The sequence below is a fragment of the Sphingobacterium puteale genome, assembly GCF_003627955.1.
Lineage (GTDB): Bacteria > Bacteroidota > Bacteroidia > Sphingobacteriales > Sphingobacteriaceae > Sphingobacterium > Sphingobacterium puteale.
The window spans coordinates 228,984-249,432 of sequence record NZ_RBWS01000009.1; the positions used below are offsets into that span (position 1 = coordinate 228,984).

Sequence of the window (20,449 nt, forward strand, 5' to 3'; positions counted from 1 at the left end):
TCAAGAACAAAGGCATTATAAAATTAAAGACAACGGTAGCGTTCAAACCCGTGCAGTATTGAAGTCGTAGTTCTTACAGAATCAGAAACATCGTAACCGTAAAATTAAGGAAGCGGCATCTCTCATTTAATTTTAAATTCAGTTGGTCTCATATTGGTCAGTTGATGAAAATTGTTACTAAATGCCGATACATTCGAATATCCGATTTCATAGGCTATCTCCGTCATATTCAAATCCGTATCTTTAATCAATTCCATCGCTCTGATAATACGAAGCATTTTTAAGTATTGAACAAAAGTGATGCGCAGTTTAGTTTGAAATAATCTGGTCAAGCTTCTCACACTCATCCCCGATTGTAGAGCAACAGTGTCTAAGCTTAGATCTTCATTTAACCGATTTCTAAAACTGTCGATTATAGCATTAAGCCGTTGATCGTCTGTTGTAGGAAGTTGAATGGAAAATTTTTTTAGATTTTCTTTTGATAATACGCCTTTCAGCGTAGTTAAAAACTCAAATTCCCATGAACCTTTAAAATAATCACCTTGCCATTTATCACTAAATGAGAGCATTTCTGCCAAAAGCTTGCTCACTGGATAAATACCCAGTTCACCATAAAAACTGTCTGCCTTTTCGTCTGGAAAGTAAATATTGATGATGTACAAATCCTGTGTATTAAACATCAGGTTGTGCGGGTAGTTTTTGGGTATCCATATATAATGATTAGCCGGAATATACAGATCCTTTTCGTCTGTTTGTAGGTAAGCAATTCCTCCATAAACCAATAACAACTGAGCTTTATCGTGCTGATGAGCTGGCAAACGCTGTTCCGTCTGTTGTCGCATTACAAGGATGGAATCGAAATTTTGATCTACAATTTGTATTAATTGGCTAAGAATTTCCATGTGGCCAAATATAGCAAATATTAGGCTATTTATATAAAAGCATAGAATGACGTGCTTAATAATTTTGCTGTGTTAATACTAGTAGAATCGTTATGAAACGTAAAATCATAAAACCTGACAAAGATTTTGAACTTGCAATGCAAGCTAAAAAATCAGAACATCAATTCCTTCGCTCAGACGAAGAAATTGATAAAGCAAACATCTACTGGCTGGCTTGCGCCTATGCTAGTCCCTTTATTCCAATGATAGATTTAAGCTTTGTTTTAGATGAGCTGAAAAAGATGCTAAAGCAATGGTTAGCAAAGAAAAAGAAAGATATCATCATTTATAAATAGAAAGCTGATGCAACGATATAAAACAACTCGGATTTTGAGCATACTTTTGCTATTATTTCCCTATTCGATCCATGCCCAGTATACTGAAAAAGCCGAGCCCCTAAGTTTGGAAGAAATTTGGAAGGTCGCGGAAATGAACAACCGTCAACTGAAACTCTCTGACCTAAATCATCAGCAGAGTAAAATAGAAATATTGGAAGCCAAAGACCATTTGTTACCGGAACTTTCGGTAGGTGGAGACGTAAAACTCAATTCCAAATTTCTGATTTACGACAATGGATTATTCTCTTCTCCACAGGATGTACCCGTAAAAGGTTATGGGTACGGAGTAGGTTACAACTTGAACATTAATCTTTATAATGGTGGTAAAGACAAAAGAAACATCGACATGAAGAGGGAAGAAGAGAAGCGAAAACAATATGAAGCGGATCTGCAAAAGCATAGTGTAAAATATAATACCGCAGTTGCCTATTTTGATTTATACAAACTTTTGCATTTCTATGACTTTCTTCATGCAGAGATTGATGCAGAAAAAAAGCAATTGAATTTGATAGAAAGTCTTCATAAAAACGGTACCGTACTAAAGAGTGATGTACTGAGAACCTCCATGAAATTGTCTCAGCTGGAACTTAGTCTTTCTGATGTGACAAAAAAGATCGAAATCGCCAAACAACATCTCAATATACTGATGGGACGTGAAATTGATACAGAGCTAGCAATCAAATATCGAGATATAATTGAATTAAACGCTATCACAGACGGTGACTACAATGATTATATAGACATTGTTTTTAACAAATCTCCAGCGTATAAAATGGTCAATAGTGATATCAAATGGAGCGAACTGAATGTAAAACAAATGAAAGCTACACGATTGCCCAAAGTTTCTTTGTACGCTAACTACAACTACAATTATCCGCAGATTTCCTTTTATCCGTATTCAAATGACTTATGGGGATTTGGTCAGACAGGAATTAAATTACAGTATTCTATAGATAATTTGTACAAAAGCAAACATACAATTGCTCATGCTCAAGTTGTCAGCAGTCAGGCTAAGGAAAAAGCAGAAATGAAGAAAGACGAAATCGCTCTTCAGGTAAAAGAAGCTTATTTACAGCAACAACAGGCTTTGGAGAGCGTAGAAACGGCAGAGAAAAATATCATTAGAACCACTGAAACCGTCCGTGTTATCAGAAGCAGCTACTTAAACCAGGAATCGTTACTGACCGATCTTTTGGAAGCAGAAAATGCTTTATTGGAAGCAAAATTCAATCTGACAACAGCACAAACAAATATAAGAATAGCTCATGTCAGATTATTGGCAATCGTAGGAATTCTTTAATACAAATATTATGAATAAAAATAAAACAGATAAAATTATTGTATGCCTCACCAATTGGTTGGGAATCGCATTATTCGTAGGAATCATTATTTGGGGAACAGCCTATTTCTTAAGAGGATATCGCTACGAACACACTAATGATGCACAGGTAGACGCTTACTTGTCACCCATAAACGCAAAAGTAGGTGGCTATATCAGCAAAATATATTTCAATGACAATCAGCTGGTAAAAAAAGGTGATACACTAGTTGTCATTGAATTGGACGAATATGGACTGAAAAAAGAAGCTGCTTCAGCAGAAGTTTTGAGTTCAAAAGCCAAATTGCCCATATTGGCTGCAAACGAGGAAACGCAACTTAAAAGTATTGAAGTCATAAAAGCACAATTGGCAGGTGCTGCCGTGAGATTGAATCAGCAGCAAAAAGAGTTTGACCGCTATAAAAATCTACTGGCGGATGAATCTACCACACAACAAAAATTCGATAATATAAGTGCTTCATTATCTATTGCAAAGTCAGATTACGATCAAGCTAAAGCTTCTTTACAAGTAGCTGAATCTAAACTTAATGATTTTAGAGCGCAACATAATGTTATACAGGCAGAGATAAAAATTAAAGAAACACTTCTTCAGCGGCAGGAACTGGACATTCGATATACGGTTATCACTGCGCCTTTTGACGGACAAATTGGTAAAAAGACCATTCAGGAAGGCCAGCTGATACAAGCTGGGCAGACATTGGCTTTTTTGGTGAACAAGGCCGAGAAAAAATGGGTGATTGCAAATTTTAAAGAAACACAGGCCGGTAATTTAAAGATCGGGCAAGCGGTAACCATTGAGGTTGATGCGTTCCCGAATGAAAAATTCACTGGTACTATTGAATCACTTTCCCCAACCACAGGTTCACGGTATTCATTGCTACCTCCAGATAATGCTACAGGTAATTTTGTCAAAATCATCCAGCGTATTCCTGTAAGAATTAAACTTACCGATACGCCTGAAAAATTAGCGAACCTCTCTGCCGGAATGAATGCCAATGTTTACATTTTAAAAGATTAATGATGCAAGCACATAAAATACCGATTTTCAAATCCTGGGTGTCCGAATGGGTGGCGAGAGCCGTCATATTTACCATTCTGATGACCTGTCTGTTCAGTTTCGCTTTTTACGGCAGTCCGATCGCGACGATGGGGTTTTACGGCATACAACCTACCGATGTACAATATGGCATGGTTGTAATCTATGGTTCAACGGTGGCTTTCCTGGCACTTGATTTTCGGATAGTAAAATATTTTGCACCCAGAAAATATCTGCTGATTGCCCTTGCCGTCAATGCAATATGTTCCGTTATCTGCTTTCATTTCAAAGATTGGACATTGTTTGTTATTTGCCAGTTTTTGCAAGGGATGACCTGCGCATTGATGTCAGGGATAGTATTACAGCTCATTTTTCCAAGATTACAGTCTGTACGTGCCCGTGTGATTGCTTACAGTCTTCTTTACGGCAGTATACAAATCGCTGTACCTTTCTATTCCATCTATACAAGTGTGGTCATTCATTTTTTTGATTTTAACTGGCTATTCTATGGATTTATTGTTGTGCTCATTATTCTGACATTTGTTGTTTTGCTGACAATGAGCGGTAAAGCGAGGTTTACCAAAAAGATACCCTTATATCAGGTGGATTGGATAGGCTATCTGTTTTATATGTCTTTCATCTTGATATTGGGATTTATACTCGTCTATGGAAGGCAATTCGGATGGTTTGATAACCCATTAATTTTGATGCTTAGTTTAAGTGCTTTAGTTATTCTTTCCCTCTTTATTATCAGAGAATCAAAACTAAAAAGGCCATTGATCAATTTACAGATCTTTAAGGCAAAGAATTTTGTTTTTGGGTTATTCCTACTTGTTACATTCTACATTTTCAAAGGTAGTACCGGACTAGCCTATGGTTATGTGGAAGTGATTTTAGGAAATGACCCACTGCATACCATTCCGATATGGATGGCTGTAATTTTAGGAACGATCCTGAGCATGTTGGTCACTTCCCGATTTGTTTTAATGGGGTACAACTTGATCAGGATGATTATTGCCGGTTTTGGTATAATGGCAATTTACTATGCCTATATGATACTATTTGTTTCTGTACAGGGTGAAACAATCAATTTTATTCTTCCGATGTTTGTTTATGGTGTGGCCACAGGTGTTCTATTTGTTCCGATTGTTTCATTTACCGCTTCATCAGCACCTCCGAAAATTGCAGTCAATGCCTCGCTTGTTGGCATATTGGCAAGGTTCACCGGTTTTAGCGCAAGTCTGGCATTTAACAACGAACTTCAATTATTTACAAAATCCGCGGTTCGCGAAAAGATACGGGAAGCACTCACGGAAACAAATCCGCAGTTACCACTTACTTTACTGGATATTCAAAACCAATATATCAATGCTGGCCGTGATATGTATAATTCGAAAACAGTATCCACAGGCTATTTCAATCAAATGATTAATCATCAACTATTGGCCCGTGCTACTAGGGATTATTACGATTGGATGTTAATGGGGGTGATATTTGTCATTGTCATTTTACTCTTCTTGCCTCAAATACAATATGTTGTTTTAAAATTAAGGAAAGGTAATATCCCTTATTAATTTTATTATGGCAGATAAAGCTTCAGGCTGTTGGAGCAAATCATGATGCAAGTATGGTACGCTTTTTAAAGGAAAAAGATTCATTAATTGCGCTATTGCTATTTCACGAATGTACCCGTCATGATGCAATGCCAATCGTAATTACAAAAACGACATTGTTTTGCTGTTGGAGTTCTGGCTAGTTTGCCACAATTGGGGCAGTAATTAAAAAAAATTTCAGATGTATGATCATGTATAATACGCGTTGCTATATCTTCATTAAATTTCTCTAGTCCATTATTCAATAAACTTAGTGAATTTTCGTCTTTGGTTAGCCATCCAGCTTTAAAGTAAACCCTCTTTATTTTATCAATATCCTCATTTTGATCTATCTTTAAAAGTGAATGCGCATGTTGATAAGCAAGTTTTTCTTTTGAGGAAGCGTCCAATAATAGTGATTTTTAAAGGTTATCTTTTCGTCTTCATGAAATATGGCTCACTATTTTTTGAATTTACAAAACAGCACTCAAAAGACAAAATATATAACTCAGCAACTATAATTTCTATATCTATTTTGTATCGCAGATCTGATGCAAATTCTTATTTTTACTCCTATTGGAAATTCCATATGAAGCCATTATAAAAGATAGATATTTTTATTTTTGATACATTAACAGGTATTTTGTTTGATAAGGTACCAGAATATATGGAAATCGTGGAAATGGGAGAGGATAGTCTTTTCTCAGATCGTTCAACATATTTATTTATGAACGAATTTGCGACATATATTGGCGGCCAGATCATAGCAGACCGGACAGGCCCTTTTGTCGAAAGCTCCTATGATTATATCAATTATATTGGGCAAAGTCACAACCGTGAAATTATCAATATTGTACATGTTGGTATCCTCGAAATATTATATATGGAGTATGGAGTTGGTAGGCAATGGGTCAAGATGAATCTGAGCGAAAGGCTACAACCTTATTTCGAAGCTTGATCAAAATATTATAGGTAAGATATTATATTAAAACAGCAATTTATATCATATTTACATGTAATGAGAAAAGTAGTATTTAAAGACGTAGACGGAAAAACAAAAAAACTTATGCTTTGTCATGCAAAAGGGGGAGTTTATCTTTTTGGATATTACAGTTTACAGGACAGTTTTGCAGATTGGGATCATTTCTTTTACACTATGGAAGATGCGATTGAGTGTTGCTTTGAGGATTATGATGTTAATGAAGAGGATTGGATAATAATTGCAGACCAACCTGAAAATTGTCAGCAGGACTTTATTATTCCGACAAGGATAAAAGGCAGAGAAGTCGGAAAGCCTGTGTTTGGACGTCTACAACAATTTGTTAAAGGACAGTGGGTTGACTATGAAATATCAGAGAACTGTATAAGTTTTGATGGACTTACAGGTGATGAGAGATTATTGACCACCGGACTTGTATTTGAGTATGAGAAGGCTTTAATTGAAGATAAGGCAAAAGCAACAAAAATTTTGACAGCATTAAACTTTGGTAAACCTTCTATTGACACAATTATTGGATAAATTAATATAACGTTAACCATCATCTAATGGATTTAAAAGAGATAAAAAATATACAAGATTTCCAGCAGTTTCTATTTCAACAAAAAAATGAAAATTTTGTTCAGGCTGACGATTCCAATTATTCAAAGACAATTTGTGGAACCGATTTCAGATCTGAAATTCTGTATGTTCTACCATCGACTGAAACATTGGAAAATATCCGGTTTTATGACAATCTGAAGTTTATCACCATCAATAACTATAAGATTGATCGTAAAAATCTTGACGCATTAAAGAAGTATAAGAATAATTTAACAGATGTCAGCCATTTACATATTTGGAACATCAAACAAAATGACTTGGATTTAATTTCATTGTTTCCAAATTTGACTCATTTATTAATTTCACATGTCAAAAAAGCCGACTTTTCATTTAACCGCTTAGACGAATTAACGAATCTGAACACGCTATGTCTTTTAAGTCTAAACAAAGTATCAGACTTCAATTTCTTGCCAAACGCTTCAAAATCCAGAATTAAAAACCTTTCATTAACTTATACTTCAAACCTTAAAAGCTTGAATGGGATTGATAAGTTCGAAAACCTTGAACACTTATCCCTCTTTGCATCAACAACAGAGAGCAACAAAAAAGTGGACCTTGACGATTTATCAGGAATGGAAAACCTAACAAAACTTAAAACATTTGAAATTGGTTATTTTCGGTTTAACAATACGGAAATGGCCAACAGACTTTCGGTTTTAAAGGAATTAAAAGAGTTTGTTATTGATAATATCAAATATGCAAATATATAACAAATGCGTTTGAATGAAATTATTGGACTTTTTCAAAATATTTAAACGAAAGACAACAGCAAGAAGGAAACTTGAGGCAGACGGTTATTTGCCACTTCTCTGGGAAGACGATTATTGTCAAGTTGTAATTGTTCCATTAGAAAATATGGCATATGTATTAAAATCGATCGCAGAAATAGAACCACTTTCAGAGGTGTCACGAACAGATTTTGGATTTACTGAAATATTTGAACATGGAGAAATGCCTATAACCACCATTTCAAAAGAAATCCGAGAAGACTATTTAATGGAGCTATTAACAGTTTTTGGATTTGAAAGAGCAACACACATAGATTATAATTACGATAAAATTATTGACTGCACAACAAGACAGACTAAAGCATTTGGTTTCTCGAACTTCACCATCTTTTTTGAAATAGAAGGGGAGTTTGTCAAACATGTTTGGCTTTCGATTAGCGAACGAGTTTCTTTAGCGGAAACTTCTGTAAAGAAATTTGAACACATTAAGTCAGTTTTATATCGTTTAGGTGAAGAATGTGAAATGATTTTGGTCGATTGGAATAGTATGGAATTAATCGATTTGAGAAACCGGTATCAGATAAATAATTACTTAAATTATTTTTGGAAATGATAGATAAGTACGAAAATTGGAAGATTGAGTTATTTAAATTCGAATCCGTAATAAACAATTATAACTTAAAAAGAATAGTTAATTCCCTTTTGCCAGTAATTCTGTTGGTGAATAGCCGAATTGTCATCGTAACTTAATTCATTCCGGATATAGAAAGAAATGATCAGGCAGGCCGCTATGCCAATGGCTAATCCGGCCACATTCAAAAATGTATACCCCTTGTTTCTGTTCATATTTCGCAACGTGATTTTTAGGTAGTTTTTTATCATGTTTTTTTGCTTTTACTCCGTCAGCCAATAAACAAAAAATAAGATCGAAAGACCTAATGATTTTCAGATAAGTCTTAAGAAGGCTTCATCCAACGGTTAAACCGTTTCAATAAGGTTGCCAATTGTATAAGTGGCTTGTATTCATATGGTTAATGATGTTTTGTCTGGATAGGTGTTCGTATTCGGACATTCTCTGTTCGTATTCGGACAGTGGATTGGTTTCGGGTGGACTACATATTTTTGATTAATTTAAGGATACTTTATCATATTTGATTGTTGATATTCATCAGTAATGAGCTTTTTATATTAATAAATCATAATTTGAGATCCCAAGTAGATTGGTATTACAAATCACTTTCGACACTATTTGGTTCGTATATTTCAAATACATAGGGGTAGTTATCTATTTTTAGATATTTGTACTTGGCATGATTATTAAATGGATGTCGGTCATATTCTAATGCCAAATATTCGATTGTTCCTTCCGATTTTGCATAGTCAGATTTTTCTTTTGTACTTGTAATAACTATATATAGCCCAGCTGTGATAGTTATAATTGCGGCAATAATAAGTTTGTTAAAATGCATTTCAAGAGTGATCGTTAATTCTCCTCAGCTTTCTTCATTACGTAAATAATTCCAGAAGTTCCTCCCGAGCCATTATAGTTATCCGTTAAGTCGAATGTATTTACTAATTCATAGCCAATTTTAGACATATAGTTCAATATGGCAGCATACGACTTTTTATTGGTCAGTATTTCGGACAGCTTTTCACCTTCTGCGATCTGTTCATCCGAATCTCCTAAGTCAACTCTCACCTTTAGTTTTTTCGACAGGAATTTTCCTTCCACCCGAATATAAGCATAGGAAAAGGTCATTTGTAGTTCGGTTTGAGTATCTACTTTATAATGTGCTGAACTACTCCCAAGACAGCAGGCAAACAAAAATATGGTTAATAACAACTTATACATGATATCTTTTATTTTAAAAAATTGTCATAGACTATGGATACTTTTCTTATTTATGCCTAATTATTTTTTAGTGTAATCAAATGTTAATCATATTGGTTATCATAAATAAACGGAAAGTCTTTGGTATTATAAATATCAATATCTTTAAATTTATCAACAATGTTTGTCACGAACTCCTTACCATCGAACACAAATGAGGCTCTGTAAGCAAATTCCTTCAAGACAAAAACATGTTTATCCAAAGATTCTGTAATAAGTGCCAAGTCTGGGTATATATAATTAGTAGTTCCGTTCACCTTACTTCTGACACTTGTTTTCTGATTGAGATCAAACTTATCATCATCGAACTTTCCGAATCTTAAGGCAAAAAACTTTCTATCTGTTAATTGATTACCTTCCTTATTTACCAACTTCAAGGTTGAATATTCATATTGACCTTTATCCAATCCATTATTAGAGAGCTCCCGAAAGAAATCCAGCGACAATATCTTTACATCCGAACCATATTCGAGGTAATTGAATTGAAAATCAGTCTGTTTTTTCTTGAACACCAAATACAATTCCGAAGGAAACTTATATTCCTTTTCTTCTGGAGGAAAAGGTAAGTTTTTATAGTCTAATGTACGCCATTGTGAATCAGTGTAAAATTTGGTCCTTTTGGAAGGATCGTAAGTGTCGAAAAGGGTAATGTCATCCAGCAAAGGAACTCCTTTTCTTTTTATATGACCACGTTGAAAGGTTACAAATAATTTGTTCATAATCCGTTTTTCTCTATCTGTACAGTTTTTTCGAATTACTATCCAATTTTTTTTCAGCCATTAATCTAAGAATCAGTGTCTGTGATTCAATTTCCCTTTGCACAATGGGCTCATTAAAACCTTCATCCGTCAAAATATCCTGATCATCGTCCTGTAGTTTGGAATCGATGGCGTTCAAAACTGCCATCGATAGGTTGTATTCGAAACCGCGACGCTTTGAAACTGCGAAATTCATGATCGCGTCAATTGATATGATCAATTCATATAAGGCATTTTCCTGATAATCGGTCCGATCCAGGTCGGTCTCATTGATATCATTCAGGTCCCTCAAATAAATTCTTGATTTTTCCGGGGACAACTTATCGTTACTGTCGACCACGGACCAGATGTAGGAAAGGATATCCTTTATCAGCGAAATTTCCTTTTCAGCCAGAAGTCTTGAGATGATGCCCTGGCTTATCGCCAGCAATTCTTCACAGACCCATCCGCCCCAGAAAAATAGATTTTCATCCTTGATTGCAGCAGTATATTTTCTGCATTCATCCATGTAAGCTTTAAATCCATTGTTATCTTTCATAAAATTTTAGTGACTTTGTAGAATATAAAGATAGTATTTCTGACGATTGTGTTTTCTTTTAATTCTTCTTTGTCATTACTTATTTGATATTCGCAGGGTTTTAATAAATTTTGAATTATGTTTTAGGCCGAGTGATTTCATTTCTTGCTCTTAAAGGCAAATGATAGGGTGAATAGGATGGATACATCGTTTTTCAATAAATGAATGATATGATTTAAAATAGGGAGGTCTTTGCGAAAAAATAAAATACACGATTTAAATGACGAATCTTAAATGAAAACCAAATTGTATGGTCAGCCATTCCCGAACTCCAAGAAGCAATGATTCAATAAGTCCTGTTGTAGAGGAAAAATTCAGGTTCAATTCAAAAAAGAGAATTACTACAACCTGTCCAACTATGAGAAGAAGATGCAGGAAATGTACAAGCGCGTCACAGAAACGCTCAAGCGAAGTGCCCAGGCAATTCGTGCTAATGCTATTATTGGACTTAGTGTGGATATTGACTAAATTTCGGGAAAGGTATAAGCCAGCTATTTATGATTATTGCAGTGGGGACACCAGTACATCTTAAAGAGGTTGCTCGCGTTCCGATAGAGAAGCTGGGTGATCTAATGGATGGCGCATTGGTTCAGCATAATATAAACTTTAAATATGCTGACATTGTTTCTCTTGTGATGCATTCAAATGCGAAACTGTCCATATAATCAGTAGAGCTTACTAAATTGCCGTTTACACCAACTATTGAAGACAGGCAATTAATCAACACCCTTTGCACGTATGGGGATGCAATAAATTGCTGTTGAAGCTGTGATAAATAAATCAGTCCGATCTTTGCCCCCAAAACAGACATTCGATGTCCATGGTTCTTTTACCTCAATATGTCCTATCAATACGCCTATCGGACTATAGATAGAAACACCTTTCCCCGTAAGGTAAACATTTCCACGATTGTCCAATGTCATCCCATCAGAGCCTTGGTCGATGACCGCCTTCTGTCCGCTGAGTTTACCGTTAGATTCAATGGTATACCTGTAAGTTTTATTTCGCACCCTATCCGCTACATATAGGTATTTTCCATCGGGCGATCCTACAATGCCGTTAGGCTTAGCTACATCATCAGCCACTACAATTGGTTTTTTACCTTTTCCCGGAGGGAGGTAATAAACTTTCTGCCCTTCTATCTCTGGTTTTTTTCTGGTCCAGTAGTCACGCTGGTAGTAAGGGTCTGTAAAGTAAATCCCCCCTTTCTTATCTGCCCAAAGATCATTTGGACCATTCAGTTTCCTTCCATTTACATCTGACAGTAGGACGGTAACTTTGCCATCTTTGCTTATTGACCAAATTTCGTTTTTTTCATCTGCGCAGGCAAGTAGCTGACCGCGGTGGTTAAAGTACAGTCCATTGGCACGGCCGGCTGAATCTTTAAAAAGAGAAAGATGACCTTTTGTATTGTATTTCCAGATTTTGTTATTGGGCTGGTCAGTAAAATAGACATTCCCTTCCTTGTCCACTGCCGGCCCTTCTGTAAATGCAAACTGCCGAGATATTAATTTCAGGCTGTCCTGATCAAATAATTGCGCCTTTACACCTAAGCCCCTTAATGAGAATAGTAATATTAGCAAGAATGCCGAATAGTATCTGCTGGAATTAATGAAATGTAGCATAGTAAAAGTAATTAATTAAAGTTATCCTTTTTCCAAGAAAATCAAGGAATGGTATTCAAGTATGAATAGTCTCTATTTCAAGTCCAATATATATATAATTTTATAAAGACCCGAAAATATTACCTCTAGTAGAGCTCGGTTCGTCCACTTTTATTGGAAGATTTCAAAGGTCTATATTGTTTTTCTGAGCATCAATAATTTGTATTTTTGTATTTATGAATGAGTATGTCATATACTTAGGCACACAGATCATAAAGGACAGAACAAGTCTTTTCGTACAAAATTCATTTGACTACATAAACATTAAACTTTGAAAGACCTTCGATTGATCAATTAATATAAGCTTCACCCTGTTTTTTGAAACAGAAGGGGATTTCGTCAAACACATTTGGCTTTCGATTAGCGCGCTAGTTTCTTTAGCGGAAATTTCTGTAGAAATTGGAACTGATCAAGTCAGTTTTATATCGTTTAGGTGAAGGATGTGAAATGATTTTGGTCGATTGGATCATTATGGAATTAATCGGCATATAATCTCGGTTCCTTAATAAAGGAGGATCAAAAGTTGGAATTTTTGCTGAAACTTAATTATATTACAGACACGTCGGCTATTGGGGCTAGTGTTAATAAAGGAGAATGAAAAAATGTTCAAGAAACTATTTCAAAAAAAAACAACACCTGCGGAGCGATACTTAAATCATTTGAATAGCGTATTTAAGAAAACACCACTTTTATTTAAAGAAGACAGTTTGGATGAGGGTCTTCCAGGTGTTACAACGATCGTGTACGAGAATATACCCAAAAAGGGCATGATTACATCATTTACATATGGTCTTTCCTTGGGACATCATCCCGATTGGCGAAACGGACGGCCAGAACTTACATTAACAGTAAGATCAGATGACTTTGCCTGGGGGAGAGTGCCGGGCTACTTAGCAAACTGGCTACGAAATAAATGCCCTTTTTCCTATGGAAATCCTATCAATTTTGGGGAAAAGATTGCTAACGATTCTGAAATGGACGGTTTTTTAGTATTTGCGCCCTCCATTTTTAGAGAAAAAAGTAACTATGAAAATATTGATATTGGTACCGGATATAATATTTATATTAAAGGTATTTACCCCATATATGCAACAGAGATTGATGTTATCTCCACACTTGGATTAGAGAATTTTTGGAAACATCCTAAGTTTGACCTTTATAACATTCAAAGAGAGCGAATTTCTGGATAAAGGGTATGAATTACTAATTTTAAAAGGGAGGAAAAGCGATGAAAAAATCAAAGTTTACCGAAGCACAAGTTGGCAATGATTACATGGATTTCTAAAAACGAACAATAAATAATGAAACAGCGTTTAACTCATATCGCTATTGTAGTGGATGACTACGATAAAGCAATAAAATTTTACACCCAAAAGCTAAATTTCACATTGCTTGAAGATACCTGGCTATCTGAAACAAAGCGATGGGTTTTATTAAGGCCAAAGGGTGCAAATGAATGTTCGTTATTATTGGCAAAGGGCGTAACAGAAGAACAAAAAAGCAGAATTGGAAATCAAACCGGCGGAAGAGTTTTTTTATTTTTAAACACAGATAATTTTAAAAGAGACTACCAAAATTTGATAAACAGCAACATAAAAATTGTAAGGGAGCCGAGTTTTGAAGCTTATGGTACTGTTGCGGTTTTTGAAGATTTATACGGCAATCTATGGGATTTAATTGAACCTCGATCTCCAGATGAATATTATTATTCTACACAAATTCTCAAGATTAAGGAACCAGAAAAAATAGCATTGACAATCGCTGAACTTATAAAGCTAAGAGAATTAACAATTTTTAAAAGTAGTAGCATCTCATTTGATATTCAACAAGATAAATTCTCATCCACAAAGATAATTTTATGGCTTTGCTTTAAAGACGAACAGTCTTTCAAAGACTACTTGCAATCACCACATTTTCAAAATTTTCTTCAACTTGACTTGATAGAATATGAGAATATCTATGAAACGTATAGTATTTTTTAAGTATGTACAATCTAAACCCTGTCTTCAGTGGTAATTGTCGAATAATTTCAAAGAGGGAAAAGCGGGTATATTGGCATCAGTGAGAAAAAATTACATGCGACTATTTTAAATTTACAAACATCATAATTATGATACAACAAGCATTTGCATATAAAGCAAAGGAAATTTTAGAACCAGATGAAAATGTGATTGGTTTGGCGGTAGCGGGATCCTGGCTAACAAATGAAATAGATGACTTTTCAGATCTTGATCTAATTCTGGTAACGAAACAGAGAATTTCTAATGACAGAAATCTTATGTTGGACTACGCGAAAAGGTTAGGGAATTTCCTGTCGGGTTTTACCGGAGAGCACGTCGGAGAACCAAGATTATTAATTTGTCTTTATGCCGATCCTCTTTTGCACGTTGATATAAAATTTTTAACAATTGAAGAATTTAAAGTCCGTATTGAAAATCCAACCCTGCTAATCGATAAAGATAAACAATTGGAAACAATACTTTCTCCGACAGTTGAAAAGTTTCCTTATCCAGATTATCAATGGATTGAAGATCGTTTTTGGACCTGGGTGCATTACGTGTTGTTAAAAATAGGGCGGGGAGAATACCTTGAAGCATACGACTTTATGGCATTTCTACGGATGGTTGTTTTTGGTCCATTGCTGCATATTAAGAATGATAATTTACCACGAGGTGTTAGAAAAGTCGAACAGGATTTGCTCCCCGAAGATCTCGAAAAACTAAAATTTACCCTTCCAATGTATGATAGAAAATCTTTATTAGACAGTTTGAGAAATGGCGTATTGTTATACAGACAATTGAGGAGAGATCTTTTTGACGATAGGGTTACTTTGCATAATGAAACAGACAAAAAAGTAATGTCGTATTTCGAAGAAATCGAAAGCCGGAAATAAGTTTAAACTGAGACATATAGTAATGTGTTTTTACCTTGTTTGAAACGATTTGGGAAGGATGGAAATTACATTATATCAAGTAGTCAAGGACTTAATCTGTAAAAGTTAAGACTTAATCGACAGTTGGGTACTCTTAAAATTGTCTGATTGCCTATGTTATTATTATCGTCCAAATAGTTTTGATAGGAATCCTTTTTTAATTGGCTTCTCAATTCCCCAAATTAATTCCGTTTCGTGTCGTTTTGCTTTTCCAATGTTCGGTCCGAATTTGCCCCACGCAAATCCGTTTTGAATTTGTTTGTGTCTCAAGTCTGCAATTAAGAAATTGTCAGGAAGTGATAATGCAAAGTCTTTCAAAGTTGTGTCGTTAGATTTTCTTGCGTTTTCAAGTCCAATAAATCCATTTCCTTTGCGCCAAATATCCATAACCACTTTTTCGTGAATAATGTCAAGGTTTGACTTATTTGTATTTTTTCCAAAATCGTTAACGTGTTCTATAAACTGAGTTAAGTTGTCCGAGTGTTTTACGATTACTGCTGGGTGGTGGCACACATAAAACACGCTTCCCCAACTTCCATTTTTGTCAACATCTAAAATCCAAAAATTTCCAAATCCGTCTCCCGCAAGCTGAACTGAATTAGGAAAAAGCTCTTCAAATCCAAATTGACCTACTCCGTCAAATGTGACTTCTTCAAGTCCGAAAAATTCAAAACCGCGTGCGAATTTTAACAATTCTCTTATCTCTGTCGGAATTTGTCCTGTCGGCAGTCGTTTGGCTAATTCGTCAATCTGTTGGTTGGTCAAACCTTCTTTTAGTTCTACCTTATATTCGTCTCCATCTTCTGAAATATATTGTTCGGTCAAAATGGATCTAAGTTTTTCTGTCGGTGTCATAAATTCAATTTTTTGCATTGATGTGTGCAGTATGCTTGCAGGTAATTGGCGCGGCGACTTGGCGAAGTATCGTAGCCGAATCGAAGATACGAAAGTGGAGCTGTTTTGCCAAGTCGCTTTTTGTAAGCTGTCCGCGTAGCGACGGTTTATGTCAATTCTAATCTTAATATTTGGAGCGAGAATGTTTGTTTCGAGAGGTGATTATAGCAACTTCATTATAAAACTATCAAAATTTTGCTTTATATTTTGGACACCATTGTTAGTTATTGAAATTACCTTTTATAAAATTCAGTAAAAATTGCAAATAAATTAGGTCCATTTATCCCGCTTTCAGTATAGTAATTTGTGACAAACCATTGATCAACCTTTCACTACTCCGCGACATTCCGCCAAAGTACCATATCAAAGTCAGTCAACAGCTGACAAATTTTACCTTCACTGTCTCTTCCTATGTAAGTAGCATAAAAACCGTCTCCATACCCCGTGGAGAAAAAGACGGCATTTTGATTCTGAAAGCTGTGATTTAAATAATCCTCGAATTTTTCGGAGAACATACTGTCCCAGTTTTTATCGAGCAGCGTATCCAAATTATTCTTTGCTGCTCGATCAACGAAAAGACCTAGTCCCGCATCTACTCCATATCCATATATTTCTTTGGATTTGAGGGGGATTGGAGCCTGTCCAGGTAATAATGCAAACGCCCATTTTTTGATCGGCTTATCTGAGAATTTTACCCGAGCAAATGCGACCCTTCGATCCTTATTGACGTTGATATTTGCCATTGCCAATTCGACCGGAAACTCACCAACAGGAAAATTTTCACTAAAAGCTATCGCATCGCTTAACATAACAGGATCAGTTGCGATAATCTGGCCTGACGATATCTTTAGATTTCCAATAGCTATTTTATCAAACGCTATTTCAGTGCCGAATTGCGCTACTTTTGTACCCTTCAAGAAGCTTCCCTCAAATATCTTTGGGAACGCCAATGATGTGTCCTGGATCATTATCTTCGGTATGGTATCTGTCAGGTCAAATTCGTTTGTTGTTCGAAGGATGTCGTTAGTACTACTTGGAACTTTGTCCTTCGAAGTACATGAAAATAGCGTCACGGCCATCATACATAATGTTATTGATCTTTTGTGCATAGGGGATGATTTTCATTGTTTAATTCATGACTCTACCTATAGGCGGAGCAGTTGCTCTTGTACATTTTCCCTATTTAAACCTAGATTTTTAAAAATTAATTTTGTTTCACGTATATCTCTGAGCAATTTTAAAAAATCTACTTTGCCGTATTTTTTGATGCCATATTCACAAACTATACTTGCCACTACATAGCTGGCTGGAAAATCATGTGTCCAATAAGTCCTGTCAAATATATTAGATTGACAAACCTTCCATAAATCCATTTTATTGACTTCTTTCTTAAATTTGGCTTTAAGTTGCTCATATGATAGCGTTCCGCTTCCGCCTAAATAAGTAGCGAGTCCTTCATCGAAAAACTGATTTACCCCGGGAACAGCTTTTCTGATATACAGATGACTGATTTCGTGAGGATAATATTCCGAATTATTTGCAGACAATACATTGTTTTTATAAACTACGCCACCGGTACTATCTGCATACATCATCGGATGATATTGAAACCCCTGCATATTGAAAAACTCTTCTACTGTCGATGCAGAATAATAGGTAAAAGGGATCCTAGGAATATCAAAATACTGAGACATTTTTTTATTAAACTTTATCTGTTCTTTAATGTCTCTGTCAACATTTTTTAATCTATTACGACTTATATAGTAAGTAATTTCTCCTTTTTCTTTCTTTTGCCAGGTCTGCTCAGTAAAATGGAGATAAGATGAAATTTTTACCGTATCGTTGTCGTATTTTGCTATTACATTGACAATAGCTTTTAAAAGTGGTTTGCTGGAAGAAATAAAGCTGATCTTAACAATGTATTGCTTCTGGGGAATCCACGGAATAATCTCCATTACGCAAGGATTGAAAACACGCTGACCGCTACTATTATTCTCCATATTCTGCAAGAAAGAAAACGGACTTCCAAATCGGTCAAAGTCAGATTTTTCACAGAATTTATACCTGTTGATATTGGTATAGTTGTCCCTCACTCTTAAAAAACTATCGACAGTATTGACAATTTTTTGATTGATCGGTATATCTAAATCAACAATGGGGGACACCGCAATAGGTGGTGTATCCTGACAATAAGCGGACAATAAAGTGCAAAGATTTAAAAGTATTAATAAGTATTTCATAATCAAGTTGTTCAGTGATAGGAACGTAACCTATTCCTCTGTATTGATTTTTTACCTCCGGAATCAATGGCGACATAATAGCCTATATCATGACCCTAGGTAAGTTTAAGTTTTGTTATTTTTTCAATCTTAATGATCACCACCAGAATAGATCCACATCGGTTCCGTTTGACCTGCTCGTTCAAAGCCGTTCTTTTTATAAAAGTCAATAACATTTCCATCAGCCGTGAGCATCTGCATATGAAAACCCTTATAAATCTCTTGCATTTTATCCATAATCAAACATCCGATCCCCTTGCCTTGATAGGAGGGTAGTACTAGTAAATGCGGATAATAAACCACGAGATATCCATCGGAAATGGCATTCCCTAGGCCTACTAATGTTGTAGCATCCCATGCGGTAACCAGAGAATGCGAATTGAGGAGGGCTTTCATCAGTAATTCTGGTTTTTCGGCAGCACTCCATTTATTAGCTTTATATAGTTGTAGAATATCGTCTGCGTTCAGATCTCTGTTAACACTAAGCTTTATGTTCATATATTATTCTGTAGTTTTTTGTCAGTATATTTAAGTCAATGATCTTCGTTCGTGAATATGCGAACATGTGAAAGGAGTGCTTACTATTAATCGTAAACTTTAGCTCCCTTGAAGATATCAGCAAATGTTGATCGCGCAGATTTCTCAGCATCTACATTTGCATCTGTATTATCATAATACCTTTGGATATCCTCTGTATATGCAGCCAAAGCTTCCAGAAAATCAGGCAAGGTTTTGTTTTCTTTCTCACCCCACAACATCCCCATCAAAGACTTCAAAAATAGTTTTATCATTGATGTCACAAATACCCCACGGATTTTCAAGCGATATTTTGACGATTTTTCTTTTTATTTCTTTTCCTGTTTTGGTAACTGATATCTCAACACGGCTATCCAATATTTGTCCAGGAACAAGTGTCCAAAAAGGGTAGGCTGTATTCTCGTCCCATTCTTGGTCAGATAGAACCGGAGCTTTCTCTTCGATGGTATGTATATCTCCTTTAATATCTCTAAATTCAGCTCTTACAAAACCAGGAAAATCGTTGCTAATGTAATCGGTGACGTTTACGCGCAAAAATCCCATCTTAGCAAACTGCTCATTGGCAAATATACCGTAATCATTTAGTTTATGTCTCAACTGAATAATGCAAGGGGCCTTTTTCTTTTTCATAATAAATATGAGTTAGAGCTGATTTTGTTATCTTCAATTCTTTGCTGCGCGTTTTAAGAATTGTTTAAATTTAACATAAAAATAACAGCGTTAGATGAAGCTTTTAGAATTAATTGATTTTTTTAGGGATGGTGGTTCGTACGAAGAATTCTGCCATCTGCAGTTATTACATGAGGAATCCGAAGTGATCGAGATTTTTATGGAGATCCCTTTATGTATTCATAATAAATTGAGATATTTTGAAATTGAGAAAACTGGAGGGAGTGTAGCATATACCGATAATGGAGTAAATTACTATAATTTATTTGATTTTTATTATTTCTTAGATGCCATTGAAGCGGCAAATAATAGTCAAAACAGATCCCTTTCTAATGAAGAACTGGCAGAATTACTCTATAATTACGCGATTAATGATGCATAAGTAAACTGGTTAACATTTGGTCCAAACGGACATCTGGTTAGCATTGCCTGCATTTACGGTGTCCCGTAACCAGCTATTCTTTTAAACCAATACCTTAGCCTTACGTTTTGTTATAATCTTGAAAGTTAATAGCTGTAAACATATTAATTCAGGATAAATAATGTATATTAGGTTTGGGTATTAACTTGCTCAATTGAAAAGTATACTACCATGATAGTAACCAAGGCTAATTCCATCTAAGGGAGGGAAAGTTCACGATATAATCATCCATTTGCTGATTTTTATCAAAGTA

28 protein-coding genes are annotated in these 20,449 nt (G+C 35.4%); 14 read left to right on the top strand and 14 right to left on the bottom strand.

The genetic code is table 11. From position 1 onward, the window contains the following. Positions 1-122: 122 nt before the first annotated feature. The gene (locus D7322_RS13580) at positions 123-902 is read right to left on the bottom strand and encodes an AraC family transcriptional regulator (protein ID WP_121124729.1); all 780 of its coding nucleotides are present in this window, start codon (positions 900-902) and stop codon (positions 123-125) included. Between the two features lie 92 nt (positions 903-994). Between D7322_RS13580 and D7322_RS13585 the strand changes: the two genes are divergently transcribed. The 4 genes from D7322_RS13585 to D7322_RS13600 are packed head-to-tail and all read left to right on the top strand — an operon-like array spanning position 995 to position 5,228. Then, the gene (locus D7322_RS13585; protein ID WP_121124730.1) at positions 995-1,237 is read left to right on the top strand and encodes a hypothetical protein; all 243 of its coding nucleotides are present in this window, start codon (positions 995-997) and stop codon (positions 1,235-1,237) included. A 7-nt stretch (positions 1,238-1,244) separates the two neighbouring features. Continuing rightward, complete coding sequence (locus D7322_RS13590; RefSeq protein ID WP_121124731.1) at positions 1,245-2,579, top strand: TolC family protein; 1,335 nt, start codon at positions 1,245-1,247, stop codon at positions 2,577-2,579. 10 nt (positions 2,580-2,589) lie between these two features. Further along, positions 2,590-3,636: an HlyD family secretion protein gene (locus D7322_RS13595; protein ID WP_121124732.1), complete on the top strand. Its 1,047-nt coding sequence runs from the start codon at positions 2,590-2,592 to the stop codon at positions 3,634-3,636. Further along, positions 3,636-5,228, top strand: coding sequence for an MFS transporter (locus D7322_RS13600; RefSeq protein WP_121124734.1), 1,593 nt, complete (start codon positions 3,636-3,638; stop codon positions 5,226-5,228). Before D7322_RS13595 ends, D7322_RS13600 begins: the two co-directional genes overlap by 1 nt. 98 nt (positions 5,229-5,326) lie before the next feature. Here the strand turns inward: D7322_RS13600 and D7322_RS13605 are convergent, their stop codons facing one another. Next, entirely contained in the window at positions 5,327-5,656 is a 330-nt protein-coding gene (locus D7322_RS13605; RefSeq protein ID WP_121124736.1) for a hypothetical protein, read from the bottom strand. Between the two features lie 233 nt (positions 5,657-5,889). Between D7322_RS13605 and D7322_RS13610 the strand changes: the two genes are divergently transcribed. From D7322_RS13610 to D7322_RS13625, 4 genes are read left to right on the top strand one after another with little or no spacing between them, the layout of a single operon-like run. Beyond that, positions 5,890-6,204 (top strand): DUF7674 family protein, encoded by a 315-nt coding sequence (locus tag D7322_RS13610; RefSeq protein WP_455430951.1) that lies wholly within the window; start codon positions 5,890-5,892, stop codon positions 6,202-6,204. A gap of 60 nt (positions 6,205-6,264) precedes the next feature. Beyond that, positions 6,265-6,765 (top strand): hypothetical protein, encoded by a 501-nt coding sequence (locus D7322_RS13615; protein ID WP_121124740.1) that lies wholly within the window; start codon positions 6,265-6,267, stop codon positions 6,763-6,765. 26 nt (positions 6,766-6,791) lie between these two features. Continuing rightward, positions 6,792-7,556: a hypothetical protein gene (locus tag D7322_RS13620; protein WP_121124742.1), complete on the top strand. Its 765-nt coding sequence runs from the start codon at positions 6,792-6,794 to the stop codon at positions 7,554-7,556. A gap of 13 nt (positions 7,557-7,569) precedes the next feature. Beyond that, complete coding sequence (locus tag D7322_RS13625) at positions 7,570-8,187, top strand: hypothetical protein (protein WP_220700074.1); 618 nt, start codon at positions 7,570-7,572, stop codon at positions 8,185-8,187. A 65-nt stretch (positions 8,188-8,252) separates the two neighbouring features. On the opposite strand, the gene D7322_RS13630 is transcribed toward D7322_RS13625, so the two are convergent. The 5 genes from D7322_RS13630 to D7322_RS13650 all read right to left on the bottom strand — a co-directional run bounded on the left by D7322_RS13630 (position 8,253) and on the right by D7322_RS13650 (position 10,761). Next, the gene (locus tag D7322_RS13630; RefSeq protein ID WP_183078699.1) at positions 8,253-8,420 is read right to left on the bottom strand and encodes an ABC transporter permease; all 168 of its coding nucleotides are present in this window, start codon (positions 8,418-8,420) and stop codon (positions 8,253-8,255) included. A 380-nt stretch (positions 8,421-8,800) separates the two neighbouring features. Beyond that, positions 8,801-9,043 carry a hypothetical protein gene (locus tag D7322_RS13635; protein ID WP_121124746.1) on the bottom strand — a complete coding sequence of 81 codons (243 nt, stop codon included), beginning with the start codon at positions 9,041-9,043 and terminating at the stop codon, positions 8,801-8,803. 14 nt (positions 9,044-9,057) lie between these two features. Continuing rightward, positions 9,058-9,426, bottom strand: coding sequence for a hypothetical protein (locus tag D7322_RS13640; protein WP_121124748.1), 369 nt, complete (start codon positions 9,424-9,426; stop codon positions 9,058-9,060). 83 nt (positions 9,427-9,509) lie between these two features. Beyond that, on the bottom strand, positions 9,510-10,184 hold the full coding sequence (locus D7322_RS13645) for an Imm43 family immunity protein (protein WP_121124750.1): 675 nt from the start codon (positions 10,182-10,184) through the stop codon (positions 9,510-9,512). Positions 10,185-10,197: 13 nt separating this feature from the next. Then, positions 10,198-10,761, bottom strand: a complete 564-nt coding sequence (locus D7322_RS13650; protein WP_121124752.1) for a hypothetical protein — start codon at positions 10,759-10,761, stop codon at positions 10,198-10,200. Positions 10,762-11,148: 387 nt separating this feature from the next. Between D7322_RS13650 and D7322_RS29255 the strand changes: the two genes are divergently transcribed. Together D7322_RS29255 and D7322_RS28455 are read left to right on the top strand one after the other, a co-directional pair. Then, entirely contained in the window at positions 11,149-11,268 is a 120-nt protein-coding gene (locus D7322_RS29255) for a heavy metal-binding domain-containing protein (RefSeq protein WP_394342594.1), read from the top strand. Between the two features lie 29 nt (positions 11,269-11,297). Further along, positions 11,298-11,465 (top strand): hypothetical protein, encoded by a 168-nt coding sequence (locus D7322_RS28455; RefSeq protein ID WP_183078701.1) that lies wholly within the window; start codon positions 11,298-11,300, stop codon positions 11,463-11,465. Positions 11,466-11,516: 51 nt separating this feature from the next. On the opposite strand, the gene D7322_RS13660 is transcribed toward D7322_RS28455, so the two are convergent. Further along, positions 11,517-12,425 carry an SMP-30/gluconolactonase/LRE family protein gene (locus D7322_RS13660; RefSeq protein WP_121124756.1) on the bottom strand — a complete coding sequence of 303 codons (909 nt, stop codon included), beginning with the start codon at positions 12,423-12,425 and terminating at the stop codon, positions 11,517-11,519. A gap of 641 nt (positions 12,426-13,066) precedes the next feature. Between D7322_RS13660 and D7322_RS13665 the strand changes: the two genes are divergently transcribed. The 3 genes from D7322_RS13665 (at position 13,067) to D7322_RS13675 (ending at position 15,357) form a co-directional block, all read left to right on the top strand. Continuing rightward, positions 13,067-13,654, top strand: a complete 588-nt coding sequence (locus D7322_RS13665) for a suppressor of fused domain protein (RefSeq protein ID WP_121124758.1) — start codon at positions 13,067-13,069, stop codon at positions 13,652-13,654. 111 nt (positions 13,655-13,765) lie between these two features. Then, positions 13,766-14,446 carry a VOC family protein gene (locus tag D7322_RS13670; RefSeq protein ID WP_121124760.1) on the top strand — a complete coding sequence of 227 codons (681 nt, stop codon included), beginning with the start codon at positions 13,766-13,768 and terminating at the stop codon, positions 14,444-14,446. Between the two features lie 128 nt (positions 14,447-14,574). Next, positions 14,575-15,357, top strand: a complete 783-nt coding sequence (locus tag D7322_RS13675; RefSeq protein WP_121124762.1) for an aminoglycoside 6-adenylyltransferase — start codon at positions 14,575-14,577, stop codon at positions 15,355-15,357. A gap of 162 nt (positions 15,358-15,519) precedes the next feature. Here the strand turns inward: D7322_RS13675 and D7322_RS13680 are convergent, their stop codons facing one another. From D7322_RS13680 to D7322_RS13700, 6 genes are all read right to left on the bottom strand, one after another. Further along, on the bottom strand, positions 15,520-16,269 hold the full coding sequence (locus tag D7322_RS13680; protein WP_245971342.1) for an SMI1/KNR4 family protein: 750 nt from the start codon (positions 16,267-16,269) through the stop codon (positions 15,520-15,522). A 353-nt stretch (positions 16,270-16,622) separates the two neighbouring features. Continuing rightward, positions 16,623-17,399, bottom strand: a complete 777-nt coding sequence (locus tag D7322_RS13685; RefSeq protein WP_121124764.1) for a DUF4241 domain-containing protein — start codon at positions 17,397-17,399, stop codon at positions 16,623-16,625. 36 nt (positions 17,400-17,435) lie between these two features. Continuing rightward, on the bottom strand, positions 17,436-18,530 hold the full coding sequence (locus D7322_RS13690; protein WP_147430410.1) for a hypothetical protein: 1,095 nt from the start codon (positions 18,528-18,530) through the stop codon (positions 17,436-17,438). Positions 18,531-18,659: 129 nt separating this feature from the next. Continuing rightward, on the bottom strand, positions 18,660-19,067 hold the full coding sequence (locus D7322_RS13695) for a GNAT family N-acetyltransferase (protein WP_121124768.1): 408 nt from the start codon (positions 19,065-19,067) through the stop codon (positions 18,660-18,662). An 86-nt stretch (positions 19,068-19,153) separates the two neighbouring features. Beyond that, a complete protein-coding gene (locus D7322_RS28315) occupies positions 19,154-19,333 on the bottom strand; it encodes a DUF7660 family protein (protein ID WP_455430952.1) in 180 nt (59 codons plus the stop codon). Then, on the bottom strand, positions 19,314-19,736 hold the full coding sequence (locus D7322_RS13700; RefSeq protein WP_121124769.1) for a hypothetical protein: 423 nt from the start codon (positions 19,734-19,736) through the stop codon (positions 19,314-19,316). The genes D7322_RS28315 and D7322_RS13700 overlap by 20 nt, the downstream gene beginning before the upstream one ends. 94 nt (positions 19,737-19,830) lie before the next feature. Between D7322_RS13700 and D7322_RS13705 the strand changes: the two genes are divergently transcribed. Continuing rightward, positions 19,831-20,157 carry a hypothetical protein gene (locus tag D7322_RS13705; protein ID WP_121124771.1) on the top strand — a complete coding sequence of 109 codons (327 nt, stop codon included), beginning with the start codon at positions 19,831-19,833 and terminating at the stop codon, positions 20,155-20,157. Positions 20,158-20,449 lie beyond the last annotated feature (292 nt).

Coding starts and splice junctions, on each gene's coding strand:
- D7322_RS13585 (WP_121124730.1), top strand. CDS start 995: ATGAAACGTAAAATCATAAAACCTGACAAAGATTTTGAACTTGCAATG.
- D7322_RS13680 (WP_245971342.1), bottom strand. CDS start 16,269: ATGCAAAAAATTGAATTTATGACACCGACAGAAAAACTTAGATCCATT.
- D7322_RS28315 (WP_455430952.1), bottom strand. CDS start 19,333: ATGGGGATGTTGTGGGGTGAGAAAGAAAACAAAACCTTGCCTGATTTT.
- D7322_RS13645 (WP_121124750.1), bottom strand. CDS start 10,184: ATGAACAAATTATTTGTAACCTTTCAACGTGGTCATATAAAAAGAAAA.
- D7322_RS13620 (WP_121124742.1), top strand. CDS start 6,792: ATGGATTTAAAAGAGATAAAAAATATACAAGATTTCCAGCAGTTTCTA.
- D7322_RS13700 (WP_121124769.1), bottom strand. CDS start 19,736: ATGAAAAAGAAAAAGGCCCCTTGCATTATTCAGTTGAGACATAAACTA.
- D7322_RS13665 (WP_121124758.1), top strand. CDS start 13,067: ATGTTCAAGAAACTATTTCAAAAAAAAACAACACCTGCGGAGCGATAC.
- D7322_RS13600 (WP_121124734.1), top strand. CDS start 3,636: ATGATGCAAGCACATAAAATACCGATTTTCAAATCCTGGGTGTCCGAA.
- D7322_RS13660 (WP_121124756.1), bottom strand. CDS start 12,425: ATGCTACATTTCATTAATTCCAGCAGATACTATTCGGCATTCTTGCTA.
- D7322_RS13635 (WP_121124746.1), bottom strand. CDS start 9,043: ATGCATTTTAACAAACTTATTATTGCCGCAATTATAACTATCACAGCT.
- D7322_RS13675 (WP_121124762.1), top strand. CDS start 14,575: ATGATACAACAAGCATTTGCATATAAAGCAAAGGAAATTTTAGAACCA.
- D7322_RS13650 (WP_121124752.1), bottom strand. CDS start 10,761: ATGAAAGATAACAATGGATTTAAAGCTTACATGGATGAATGCAGAAAA.
- D7322_RS13695 (WP_121124768.1), bottom strand. CDS start 19,067: ATGAACATAAAGCTTAGTGTTAACAGAGATCTGAACGCAGACGATATT.
- D7322_RS13685 (WP_121124764.1), bottom strand. CDS start 17,399: ATGCACAAAAGATCAATAACATTATGTATGATGGCCGTGACGCTATTT.
- D7322_RS13640 (WP_121124748.1), bottom strand. CDS start 9,426: ATGTATAAGTTGTTATTAACCATATTTTTGTTTGCCTGCTGTCTTGGG.
- D7322_RS13590 (WP_121124731.1), top strand. CDS start 1,245: ATGCAACGATATAAAACAACTCGGATTTTGAGCATACTTTTGCTATTA.
- D7322_RS13690 (WP_147430410.1), bottom strand. CDS start 18,530: ATGAAATACTTATTAATACTTTTAAATCTTTGCACTTTATTGTCCGCT.
- D7322_RS13625 (WP_220700074.1), top strand. CDS start 7,570: ATGAAATTATTGGACTTTTTCAAAATATTTAAACGAAAGACAACAGCA.
- D7322_RS13595 (WP_121124732.1), top strand. CDS start 2,590: ATGAATAAAAATAAAACAGATAAAATTATTGTATGCCTCACCAATTGG.
- D7322_RS13580 (WP_121124729.1), bottom strand. CDS start 902: ATGGAAATTCTTAGCCAATTAATACAAATTGTAGATCAAAATTTCGAT.
- D7322_RS28455 (WP_183078701.1), top strand. CDS start 11,298: ATGATTATTGCAGTGGGGACACCAGTACATCTTAAAGAGGTTGCTCGC.
- D7322_RS13615 (WP_121124740.1), top strand. CDS start 6,265: ATGAGAAAAGTAGTATTTAAAGACGTAGACGGAAAAACAAAAAAACTT.
- D7322_RS13630 (WP_183078699.1), bottom strand. CDS start 8,420: ATGAACAGAAACAAGGGGTATACATTTTTGAATGTGGCCGGATTAGCC.
- D7322_RS13670 (WP_121124760.1), top strand. CDS start 13,766: ATGAAACAGCGTTTAACTCATATCGCTATTGTAGTGGATGACTACGAT.
- D7322_RS13705 (WP_121124771.1), top strand. CDS start 19,831: ATGAAGCTTTTAGAATTAATTGATTTTTTTAGGGATGGTGGTTCGTAC.